The sequence below is a fragment of the Spirochaetia bacterium genome, assembly GCA_022482625.1.
Lineage (GTDB): Bacteria > Spirochaetota > Spirochaetia > Sphaerochaetales > Sphaerochaetaceae > Pleomorphochaeta.
This window is the reverse complement of sequence record JAKVOU010000001.1, coordinates 3335355-3346917: the sequence shown is the minus strand read 5'-3', so window position 1 is coordinate 3346917 and position 11563 is coordinate 3335355. Positions and strand designations below refer to the sequence as shown.

The 11563-nt window shown below is 44.9% G+C and carries 9 protein-coding genes; 3 read left to right on the top strand and 6 right to left on the bottom strand.

Features of this window, described 5'->3' with window-relative positions:
* Positions 1-56: 56 nt before the first annotated feature.
* Positions 57-1115, top strand: a complete 1059-nt coding sequence (locus tag LKE40_15195) for a DUF2804 domain-containing protein (GenBank protein MCH3918774.1) — start codon at positions 57-59, stop codon at positions 1113-1115.
* Positions 1116-1191: 76 nt separating this feature from the next.
* Here LKE40_15195 and LKE40_15190 read toward each other — a convergent pair whose 3' ends face one another.
* The 5 genes from LKE40_15190 to LKE40_15170 form a co-directional block, all read right to left on the bottom strand.
* Entirely contained in the window at positions 1192-2925 is a 1734-nt protein-coding gene (locus tag LKE40_15190) for an ABC transporter ATP-binding protein/permease (protein ID MCH3918773.1), read from the bottom strand.
* Positions 2918-4678, bottom strand: a complete 1761-nt coding sequence (locus tag LKE40_15185) for an ABC transporter ATP-binding protein/permease (protein ID MCH3918772.1) — start codon at positions 4676-4678, stop codon at positions 2918-2920. Before LKE40_15185 ends, LKE40_15190 begins: the two co-directional genes overlap by 8 nt.
* A 90-nt stretch (positions 4679-4768) precedes the next feature.
* Complete coding sequence (locus LKE40_15180) at positions 4769-5386, bottom strand: TetR/AcrR family transcriptional regulator (GenBank protein ID MCH3918771.1); 618 nt, start codon at positions 5384-5386, stop codon at positions 4769-4771.
* Between the two features lie 79 nt (positions 5387-5465).
* Positions 5466-7499, bottom strand: coding sequence for a ferrous iron transport protein B (feoB, locus tag LKE40_15175; GenBank protein ID MCH3918770.1), 2034 nt, complete (start codon positions 7497-7499; stop codon positions 5466-5468).
* Entirely contained in the window at positions 7499-7726 is a 228-nt protein-coding gene (locus LKE40_15170; GenBank protein MCH3918769.1) for a ferrous iron transport protein A, read from the bottom strand. Before LKE40_15170 ends, feoB begins: the two co-directional genes overlap by 1 nt.
* Positions 7727-8224: 498 nt before the next feature.
* On the opposite strand from LKE40_15170, the gene LKE40_15165 reads away from it, so the two are divergent.
* Entirely contained in the window at positions 8225-10066 is a 1842-nt protein-coding gene (locus LKE40_15165) for a DEAD/DEAH box helicase (protein MCH3918768.1), read from the top strand.
* 173 nt (positions 10067-10239) lie between these two features.
* Here the strand turns inward: LKE40_15165 and LKE40_15160 are convergent, their stop codons facing one another.
* Positions 10240-10527: a trp operon repressor gene (locus tag LKE40_15160; GenBank protein MCH3918767.1), complete on the bottom strand. Its 288-nt coding sequence runs from the start codon at positions 10525-10527 to the stop codon at positions 10240-10242.
* A gap of 148 nt (positions 10528-10675) precedes the next feature.
* On the opposite strand from LKE40_15160, the gene LKE40_15155 reads away from it, so the two are divergent.
* The gene (locus tag LKE40_15155; GenBank protein ID MCH3918766.1) at positions 10676-11563 is read left to right on the top strand and encodes a VIT1/CCC1 transporter family protein; all 888 of its coding nucleotides are present in this window, start codon (positions 10676-10678) and stop codon (positions 11561-11563) included.

Genomic DNA, 11563 nt, shown 5'->3' with positions numbered 1-11563 from the left:
TTTTATGACGGCTGTGTTCTGATTGCACTTGCAATATCCTGTTTTCAAGCTAAAATATGGAAAAGAGGTTACCACCCATGCAGTATGAAATAACCAAAGAAATTCCCTTGCTGAATGAAAAAGGTCATGTAACAAAAGAAGGATGGGCAAGATATCCTTACTGGCAATATGACCGCAAACAAGCGCGGGCAAGCCGTGTGCGGCTCAAGGAATGGGACTATTACCTCCTGACAAACCAGCAGAAAGGCTACGCTATTTCAGCTACCATCAGTGACCTTGGTTATGATGGATTCATTGCAATCGCCTACATGGATTACAAAAGGAAAACAGTCTCACAGACAAGCCGAAACTGGCCGCTTCCTTTGGGTAGGGTTCATCTTTCTTCCAATTGTTCAGCTGACAGCGCCGTTGCCGTTTCTAAGCCACCGCTACGGGCATCGTTCATACGAAAAGGAAATGTCAGACGGCTTATTTTTGCGGCACCTGAACTCAAACTACCGGACGGTTCAGTCGGTCTGGACGTCAATATCGCCCTCAAGCAACCACAGACAATGGAAACCATGAACATTGCCACCAGCTGGAAAGAAAACAGAAAAGCTTTCTACCTCAACCAAAAAGTCAACTGTATGGAAACAACAGGTATCATCCGCAGGGGGTTTGCTGCGGAGACAATTGAAAAGGACACGACTTTCTCACTATTGGACTGGGGACGGGGAAACTGGACATACAGCAATACATGGTACTGGGCCAGCACATCAGGCCTGATTGACCAGGTGCCATTCGGCTTGAATCTGGGCTATGGATTTTCCGACCGGACCAGTGCAAGTGAAAATGTCATCTTTTATGATGGAAAGATCCATAAACTGGAAGAAGTTTCCTTCACCATTCCTAAGGGCTATACCGAAGGACCGTGGAAAATTCAGAGCCCACGGCGATTGGATCTCAGTTTCACCCCTACCCTGGACAGAAATTCACATTTCAACTTCAAGGTAATAAAAAGTCTCCAGCATCAGGTCTTCGGTACCTTTGAAGGAACTGCAGTCCTTGACGATGGGACGGTACTTCAGATTCCACACTTGCTTGGTTTTGCGGAAAAAGTCCAAAACAAGTGGTAAGCTCCGAACAACTACTCAACAAAAAACCATGTCAGCAGGCTGGCCTGGCACCAGCCTGCCAGGATGGACATAGCTATCAGGCAAGCTTCCAGCCAATACTCTTTTCTCGGGTCATAATGAAATCAGCATAAAGCCCACCCATCTTCATCAGTTGATCATGGGTCCCTTGCTGTACTATCATTCCGTCTTTGAGCGCAATGATCTGGTCAGCATTACGTACCGTATTCATGCGATGGGCAATGATAAGCAGCGTCTTGTCCTTAGCCAACCGCTCAATGGCAAGCTGTAACCTTGATTCGTTTTCAGGATCGACATTGGCAGTTGCCTCATCAAGGATGACAATGGGCGCATCTTTCAATATAGCCCTTGCTATGGAAATCCTTTGTTTTTCTCCTCCTGAAATAGTTGCACCTCCTTCACCGACTACCGTGTCATAGCCGTTTTCCAACTTGGAAATGAATTCATCACAGCAGGCAGCCCGTGCCGCCTCTATAACCATTTCATGGGTTGCCTGCGGACTTCCGAAACGGATATTGTTCTCTATAGTGTCATTGAACAGATAGACTTCCTGGAATACCATGCTGATCTGTTCCATCAGTTCATCCAATGAGTAATGTCTGACATCTATGCCACCGATGCTGATTGAACCACCATCCACATCCCAAAAACGGGCAATCAAATTGCATATAGTGGTTTTACCACAACCGGAAGGACCGATAAGAGCCGTAGTGGTACCTTGCGGTACAGTAAAACTGACATGGTCTATGACCTGTCTGGCTTCATAGCTGAATGTCACGTCCTCAATCTTGATATCATGTCTTACAGGCGCAGAAGTACGTGAACCTTCCGACATACCGTCAGCTTCCAGAAGGGCCTGTATCCGATCAATATTCCTGTCCAACAGCCTCAACAAGGTAGCCATGCCGCCTGCAAGTTCAAGATCCTGGAAGATACCAAAAGCAGCTATGATGAACATCGTGCTGAGCAGAAGACTTGTTTCTCCTGACAGATACACCTTGATTGACATCAGGATAATCATAAAGGATGCAAATTTGAGGACAAACTTCTGCAACCCTATCCATGGAATGAACTTGCGTTCCATCTTATAGTTTACGGCAGTACATTCTTCAATGCTTGACTGTACTTTCCGACTTGAAGTTCCAACAAGATTATAGGACCGTATCACTGAAATCCCCTGGACAAATTCCAATATGGCATCAGTAATGTCCAAATCGGCCTTGACTTTCCTTGAAGTAATGGATGCAGAAACTTTCTGTATCTTTGCATTCACCAGGAAAAAGGCAAGGAAACCGCAGACTGCAACCAATCCTATCTTCCAATTCCAGATGAGCATGAATACCAAGATGACAGCGGTAATCAGCAGGCCGTCGGTCACTGTCTGTGCAATTCGGGTACCGACCTCCTGTACTGTCTCACAGTTGTTGGTAGTGACAGACACGATGTACCCAAGTTTCTGGTCATTGAAGTATCCCATGGAAATAGCTTTCATCCTGTCTGCAATCTCCATACGTTTGTTAGCTGCCACCTGATATCCAGCGATACAATCAGCCATCACCTGCTTGTCTTTGCTGATAGCCTCGATTATGACATCCGCAAGCATCAGTCCAAACGACAGCCAGACGGTAGTATAAGAAACTGTCCCGGAAAACAGAGCAGCAAGCACCACGGCAATTGCACCGAACTTCAGGCCCCAGCAAAATGAGTATATCAAGCTGCTTATTGTTCCTTTGTGAAGTTCCTTGCTATATGTAGCACAGAATGAATAATATTTACGTAGGGTCCTAAACATTTTCTTGCGCTCCTCTTATATCTGTTTCTCGTGAACTGACATGAGCTTCCCACATATCCTTGTACAGCCTGCACTGTGCGAGCAGTTCTTCATGGGTTCCTTCTGCTTCTACCCTTCCTTCATTGATCACCGCAATCTTATCTGAATGTATAATGGTAGAAAGCCTATGAGCTATGACAATCAAGGTCTTTCCCTGTACAAGGCCGGAAACAGCCTGCTGGATATCTGCTTCACTTTCAGGATCCGTATAGCTGGTAGCTTCGTCGAGAATAATGATCGGGGCATCCTTCAGCATGGCACGGGCGATGCTGATGCGTTGTTTTTCTCCACCTGAAAGATGTCCGCCTCCACTGCCGCAGACGGTTTGGTAGCCATGTTCAAGTTTTCTTATGAATGTGTCACAGTTGCTTTTCACTGCAATGTCCATTACCATCTCATCGGTTGCATCCTTCCTGCCACATCGGATATTCTCCATGACCGTTTCATTGAACAGAAAATTGTCCTGTGTGACGAAAGCAACCATATCATTGAGCTGGCTGAGCGGAATGTTTTCCATCCTGACACCTCCGACAGCTATGTTTCCTTCCTTCGCATCCCATTGGGAAGCTATGAGCCTTGCAATGGTTGTCTTCCCGCTGCCGGATGGCCCTACCAAGGCAGTGACTGATCCTGCCGGCAGTTTCAGATCCACGTCAGTGAGTACCGGTTCCTTGCCATAGGCAAAGCTGACACGTTCAAGTGCAATATCATAAGAGTCTATATTTGCCTCCATTCTCGGCCGCTGCAGGTTCTCCCGTCCGAGTATGTCTGCGATATCATGGACGACTACCTTTACCTTGGCAAAATCATCCGTAAAGGATACCGCATGGAGCAAAGGCTTCATGATCCCCAAAGAAAGGATAATGAACAGGATAAACATGCTGCTGGACAGAGTACCATTCAGTATAAAAAGGCAGCCTACCGGTAGGATGGCAATCAAGGTAGCAGGCACGATTGCAATGCCAAGGCAGTAATAAAGCTGGCAATCACGCATCCACTCTATGGCAGAATCCGCCGCCAGCTTGGCCTTGTTCGAAAACTTTTCATAGGATGATGCCCGCTGGTTAAAGGCTTTTATTACCTTTATGCCCCTGATATATTCGACAGCCGTTGCATTGAGTTCCTTGTTCGCCTGTACATAATGAGCATATTTCTGCTCGTAGCCCTTCATCATGCCCATCATGACAAGCAGACCGACAGGCAACGTAACCAAGGATACCAATCCCATCCGCCAATCAAGGACCATTTCATAGACAAGGATACCCAAAGGAACCAGCAGGCTTGAAGTCATTTCAGGCACGGCATGTGCCAAAACCGGCTCTATCGAATCCACTTTTTCAACAATGTTATTCTTCAGTTCACCTGAAGAAGTATCCAGCAGATATCCCATCGGTAAGTTGGTCAGTTTGTCACATAGTCTTTTCCGAACCTCACCTATGACCGAAAAAGTAGCCTTATGTGACAATGTCGTACTTACCGTGTAGGAAAGCATTGATACAACTGTAAAAAGGACGGCAATGCCAACTTCAATCACATAGTAAGACCAATTACCAGTCCCAGCAACCAAAGACCGGATGACGGAAGCTATGATGAAGTATGGCATCAAGCTGCAGGCAACCTGTACAAGCGCCATTGCCACAGAAGCGATGTAGTACCCCCTGAAAGGACGTGCCCACCGTTCCATCCAATAATATGTGGTCTTTTCTTCGACCATTTTCTCCTCCTCGCATATACGTACATATGCATATCAGATTAGATAACAGTATTAGCTAACAGTGTTATCAAATAAAAGAAACGGAAGTATCTAAGCCTCCGTATAAAGTGCCTTCCATCCAGCAGAATAAAATTTTTCAATGGTCTTCATATATTTCACTGCCTTTTCCCTCGTAAACTCATGTACTACAACTTCCAACATAGCGGAAAGTTCCGCCTGTGCCAGCACATGCAATTCATCCAAACGCACAGTGCGGATATCCTGTCCCAAGCCACGGAGTCTTTCCATGGTAGTTTCAGCAATCTCAGCCTCTTCAACTGCTATGGTATGGATATAATTTTCATATCTTGTTCCCTGGGCACAGGTAAACAACAATTTGAAACAATTGAAATCACTATAGATCACTTGTACGAAATGCTCGGTCAAAAGGCCGTCCATAGTCCATATCAATTCTGACTTCCCTTGCGAAATAGCCTTATTCCCCATAGCTTTCCCTTCTCGTACCAATGCCTCGATTTTAGTTATAGCCGGAATCACCAACGCATGGAACAGACTCTCCTTATCACCATAATGCCTGTAAAATCCTCCGGTGGTAATTCCTGCTGCCTTACACAGTTCCCTGAGACTAGTTTTCTGAAAACCATACGATAAAAACAAATCCATACCGGCTTTCCTTATGTTTTCATCGGTCTGTCCAAAATCATTCATTTCTCATTCTCCTCTCTCAAAGAGAATGCTATGATACCCTTCCTTTTGTTTCAAGGAAAATCATCACAACAACAGCACTTCACCTCCAGATAAGCAATCCTACATGATATGCAACAAAGGCATATACCAACGCCGATACGATATAGAACAACGCAATCCTCAACGTCCATTTCCATGAGTGAATTTCCTGATTGGTAGAAATAACTGTCATAAAGCAAGGGATATTGAACATGAAGGCAAAAAGGAAAGCAAGAGCCTCCGGCTTTGTAACTGCAGCAGCCATTGCAGCGCCCAGTCCTGTGCCTCCTGCATATTTCATAGCCTCAGAAAGAAAAATACCATTATCAGAAACGGAGAACAGCGCAGCCAATACCCCTACCGCAGATTCTTTCCCCATAGCCGAACAAATCCAAGCTACGAAAAGCTGCCACCGTAGACCAAAGAACATAGTTACAGGCTCAACCGCAGTTCCGAAACGGACAAGCAATGATCCTTGGGGATTGTCGCTTGCAGAATAACTCAAAGCCCAAATAAAAAGGCAAACAAAAAACACAACACTGAAAGCTTTCTTAAAGACCTTGAAAAACCTGGCAAACACAAACTTCAGCAGATCAAGCCAGCGGGGTCTATGATAAGGAGGCAATTCCATGATCAATCCCTGCTGGGTATTTTCAGGAACAAGCCGGGAACTGAATACTTTTGCAGTCAATCTGATCTGAAAAAGCAGAACCAAGAAAAAAGCAACCATGACAATAGGAGCTTCCCCGGCAAAGAACGTACTCGCCAAAAGTCCAAATACGCTCCACGACGCACCACATGGTATTGCCCATGCCATGGCAATAGTCAACGTCTTCTGCCCCCAGGAGTCAATGACCCTGCCAGCCGCTGTTCCGGCCATATTGCAACCGAAACTCACCAGAATCGGCATCAACGACTTACCTTGCAGCCCCATCCCATGCATCGTATCGTCAAATACATATGATATGCGAGCCATCAGTCCCGTTTCTTCCATAAGCCCGAAAACGAAGCTGACTCCCAAAACAAACCCGACCATTGCCAGACAAAATCCAAAAGAAGCAAGCAACACTTCTGCAATGATTTCTACAAGAATCCTTGCAACTCCTATGGAAGCAAGATAAGAAGCAACCACAGGACTGACAGAAGTAGGAATTGCCATTCCCAACATCATAAACGGATAAGCAGGTACAAACGAAACAAGCAGTCCTACCAGAATAATGACAATGGAAAGAGATTTTCCCCAAAATGCATCAGTAATAATCCTGTCAAACCGACTTAATTTCGGAATCGGCTGACTGTTTTCCCTAGTCACACAGTCAGCAATGATAGTATCAATCCATCGAAACTTGGCAGAAGATGCGAGCACTTTTCCATCGGAAATACCTTCAAGCAAGTGTGCAACTTGTTCCAACTGTTTCTTTGACAACAACTTTTCAGCCAACTTCCACGCAGGTACATCTCCTTCAACCAGTTTTGCAGCAATCCAGATAGGTCCATAGCCATCCAAACCGGAGTCAGGAAGCATGTTCCGAACAACAGCATAGGGAGGTCCCAGAATCTCCTCATAGATCGTGTCAAGATTTTTACTTGATAGCGTGCAAGGAGCATGAAGTGCGCCGCCTAACTTATCATAAAAGGCCTTGTAGGTCTTTTTGTCTGTAGCAGACATACGTGCCACAGGAATACCCAATCTTTCGGCAAGACCGTCAACATTAATTCGGATTTCCTTTGACAAAGCCACATCCATCATATTCAGCACAAGCATAACCGGTTTGTCCATACCGCAGAAATCAGCCAGCATGAACAGGCTCCGTTCCAACTGAGATGCATCACACAACAAACATACGATATCGGCTTCCTTACTTGCAATGAAATCCCTGGTAATCATTTCCTCATCAGAATTTGCCGATAGGCTATAGCTTCCTGGTAAATCCATAATGCGAATATGTCTGCCTTCAAAAAGAAATTCCCCTTCCTTTTTTTCCACTGTTTTTCCCGGCCAATTTCCGACATGTTGCCGTGCTCCCGTCAAGCCATTGAAAAGGGTAGACTTGCCAGCATTCGGTTGGCTGAGCAGTGCAATCGTACATTCCATCACTGTACAGCCTCAATGAAGATGCCACCGCAGTCTTTTCTGTTGACAGCAATCAACGTATCTTTTCCATAGACAAGCATCGGTTGATGCCTATTGTTCTTGATTACCGTAAGCTGACTCCCTACGGTTATCCCGATTGCCGTAATCCTTCCGAGAAACCGGGGACACCCCTGCAAAGCCTTTACATGGCATACAGAACCTTCAGGCATCATTTCCACAGATTTCATATATACTCCCACACTCTCTCCCCAAGTTGTCATGTCTTCAAAATCCTGTCATTTTTCGCATGCAAGCTTGGTTTTAATTGTTAGCAAATGCTAACTAACGCCTATGATATATAAGTAGCGTGCTGTTTGTCAACCATTTTGTTATCTAAAGCTAACCAAATCAATGAATTCTTCCAAATCAATGGATATAAACAAACAATCCTAATTTTTCACCAAACGACAAGCCTTTATCATTTGTGATTATTTTTCAAAATAGACTACTTTCACCTTGCAACGCTTGTCGGTATTCAGTATGCTAGGGAAGATTTGAGTGAGAACATCCAAATGTTCGATGATATTGCCCCTGAGCAATGAGTGGTTGCACGAGCTGGCGGATGAAAAAAACAAAATCCAAATGTATCTTTCCATTTTGCACATAGGAAATATGCGCACAGCATACTTCCTCGCTATGGTTCTGCCAAAAAAATGGCTTGATACGCCACTCATACTAGGAGTAATATGTCAGATTTATTGAAATTTTCACAATTGGGTCTTAGCGAAAAGACCTTGCAAGCCCTGGAAAAGAAAGGGTTTGAGGAACCGACCAAGATCCAGGAACAGTGTATTCCCCTGTTGCTGAAAGATCAGGTAGACGTCATTGGACAGGCACAGACAGGTACCGGTAAAACAGCCGCATTCGGCTTGCCGATTCTTGAAATCGTCGACCCGGACTGCAAAGACGTACAGGCTTTGATACTCACACCGACCAGGGAACTGGCCATACAGGTCTCAGACGAAATAACATCTCTCAAGGGAGATCGTCATTTGGATATCACCGCTATTTATGGCGGAGCCTCAATGGAACTCCAACTCAAGAAGTTGCGCAGGGGCGTGCAGATTGTCGTAGGAACACCGGGCAGAATACAGGACCATCTCAAAAGAGGTACATTGAAACTCGATCACCTCAGGTTTGCGGTTCTTGATGAAGCTGATGAAATGCTGGACATGGGATTCATTGAAGATATTGAAAACATCCTCTCACAGACACCCGACAAGAAACGTATGCTGTGTTTTTCAGCAACCATGCCTGATCCCATTCTCAAATTGGCCAGAAAGTTCATGGAAAGCCCGACAATTGTCAGAGTCGAGAACAAGGACCTGACCAGCAGCCTTACAGACCAGATATACTTTGAAGTCAGGGAATCGGACAAACTTGAGGCACTGTGCAGAATCGTTGATATGGAAGATGATTTCTATGGATTGGTGTTCTGCAGGACAAAAGTACAATGCGATGAAATCGGCAGGAAATTGCAGGAAAGAGGTTATGATGCTGAAGCACTGCATGGAGACCTTTCGCAGGCACAACGGGAAAAGATTCTTCGTAGGATGAAAGACCATCTACTGAGTATCCTCGTTGCTACTGATGTTGCCGCACGTGGTATTGATATCAATGATTTGACACACGTCATTAACTATTCAATTCCACAAGACCCAGAAGCATACATACACAGGGTCGGCAGAACAGGCAGGGCCGGAAAGATGGGCACTGCAATTACATTCATCACCCCGCAGGAATTCAGGAAATTCAAGTTCATCAAAAGAGTTTCCAATGCAGAAATCCGTAAGGAAGAAGTCCCTGCTGCCTCAGATGTAGTCTCAATCAAGAAAGAGAGAATTCATAACAGCCTGGTTCAACAAATGGAATCAGGGGAAGACTGTTCCCAGTTCCTGCCTCTTGCGCAGGAGCTTCTGAAAGACAGGGAAGCAGACCATGTATTGTCCAGCATCCTATCCCATTTCTACAAGGATGAACTTGATGTCACACGTTATAAGGACATCAAGCTGTCAGCTAAGAATAGGGAAAGAAATGAAGGCCGTAACGAAAACAGGCGGAACAGCAATTCTTCGAGACGGGATTCATATGAGGACGATGACAATGGTACCGTCAGATTGTTCATTGCCCGAGGACGTAAGGATGGCCTTGAGAAACGCGACCTGATTGATTATCTGATCGAAAGAACAGACGCTGCAGATGCAGATATCCAAAATGTAGCGGTCCGTGATGAATTCTCATTTGTTACTGCTCCACTGGCTGTAGCTGAAAGGATTATCACGACGTTGAATGAAAATGCACCTGATGACCGTCCCATTGTTACAAAAGCAAGGCCGGACAACCCCAATGGCAAGCACATGTATGGTCACAGGGATCGTGGCGAGAATAAAAAACGTAGCAACAGTTTCCATAAGGACAGAGACCGCAGGGATCGGCACTCTTTCTCTTGGGAAGATGAAAGACGGTCATCAAAGAAAAGCAAATTCGGACCGAGTGATAAAAAAGGTCACAAGGGTAAGCGATATTAAATCGCTTCCGATTGCATTCAATCCCCATATATAAGAATAGATACCCGCTGGCAAGAAAAACCGGCGGGCATCTTTTTTTCAGATTACAGATAATATTGGGCTTAGATGTTTTTCAGGAACTCCACACCTGACAAACAGTATCCAAAGAATTATCAGACAAAGGCAAGATATTCCTAAAGATGGAGATGGTCATCATAACGTGCACTTAGCAGACTTCTTACATAGGACTTCTTCTCCTTAAGAATTTTCGACCCGCGGGTAATCTTGCAAAGGCTTATCTTATGCCGTGCAGCAATTTCCCGTTGGGGAATGCCTTGATATAGCTCATTCATCAGTTCCCACCGAAGTATAAAGTCCTTCTCTTCATTGGGAGTAAACATTTCCTCAAAAAGCTTTTTCATCTTCTCACGATCAGTCGTAGTTGCAAATATAGTTATCAGATCTTCATAACATTTTTCCATGGCATACTCCCCGTGCCTGCTTTTCAAGGCAACATTGTTTCTATAAATAGTATGCAAGGCAACTCTTTTCGTCAACCGGAATCCTTAATCAAAACAGTTGATAATTTCTTTCATCCGGCACATACTACGGACCAGGTAGGTAATGAAAATGAACGAAAAAAATGGATTGTCAAAAAAAACATATGCTTTTTTACTGCGGTTCCAGAAAAGTGAACTGACAGAACAATTGATCTACTCCCGCTTGGCAAAAAAATGCAAGGACAAGCACAACAAAGAAATTCTGCAGCAAGTTTCCAATGAAGAAGGACACCACGCAAGTATTTGGAAACAGTATACCGGCAAGGAACAGAAACCGGATATGGCAAAGGTACGGCGGGTTATCTTCCTCGCCAGGCTATTGGGTCTGACCTTTGTGCTCAAGATGATGGAAAACGGCGAAGGCAAAGCAGACAATTACTATACCAAGGTCATTGATGAAATCCCTGAAGCAAAACAGATCATTGCGGACGAAAACAGCCATGAGAATGCCCTTCTCAAGATGCTCGATGAAGAAAAGCTTCACTATGTAGGTTCCATGGTACTCGGGCTGTCAGACGCAATCGTTGAAATCTCAGGAACATTGGCAGGGCTTACCTTTGCCTTGGCAAATACACGGTTGATAGCTTTGTCTGGTCTGATTACAGGTATTGCAGCTACACTTTCAATGGCTTCCAGTGAATTTCTTTCTGCTAAGACTTCAGGAGGAAGGGAAGCAAAAAAAAGTGCCTTCTATACAGGCCTCACCTATCTGATTACGGTCACATTGCTTATCTTGCCTTATTTGCTTTTTTCTCCAGCTCATTATATCGGGGCTCTCGTAACAATGCTGGTCATCGTAGTACTGGTCATTTTCTGTTTCAGTTTCTACATTGCCGTTGCAAAGGACCTACCCTTCAGATCCCGTTTCTTGGAAATGGCAGGTATCAGCCTGGGAGTCGCAGCAATATCTTTCGTCATCGGTCTGTTGGTCAAGCAATTCCTCGGTATCAGCATCTGA

Coding starts and splice junctions, on each gene's coding strand:
- LKE40_15170 (MCH3918769.1), bottom strand. CDS start 7,726: ATGAAATCTGTGGAAATGATGCCTGAAGGTTCTGTATGCCATGTAAAG.
- LKE40_15155 (MCH3918766.1), top strand. CDS start 10,676: ATGAACGAAAAAAATGGATTGTCAAAAAAAACATATGCTTTTTTACTG.
- LKE40_15180 (MCH3918771.1), bottom strand. CDS start 5,386: ATGAATGATTTTGGACAGACCGATGAAAACATAAGGAAAGCCGGTATG.
- LKE40_15185 (MCH3918772.1), bottom strand. CDS start 4,678: ATGGTCGAAGAAAAGACCACATATTATTGGATGGAACGGTGGGCACGT.
- LKE40_15190 (MCH3918773.1), bottom strand. CDS start 2,925: ATGTTTAGGACCCTACGTAAATATTATTCATTCTGTGCTACATATAGC.
- feoB (MCH3918770.1), bottom strand. CDS start 7,499: ATGGAATGTACGATTGCACTGCTCAGCCAACCGAATGCTGGCAAGTCT.
- LKE40_15165 (MCH3918768.1), top strand. CDS start 8,225: ATGTCAGATTTATTGAAATTTTCACAATTGGGTCTTAGCGAAAAGACC.
- LKE40_15195 (MCH3918774.1), top strand. CDS start 57: ATGGAAAAGAGGTTACCACCCATGCAGTATGAAATAACCAAAGAAATT.
- LKE40_15160 (MCH3918767.1), bottom strand. CDS start 10,527: ATGGAAAAATGTTATGAAGATCTGATAACTATATTTGCAACTACGACT.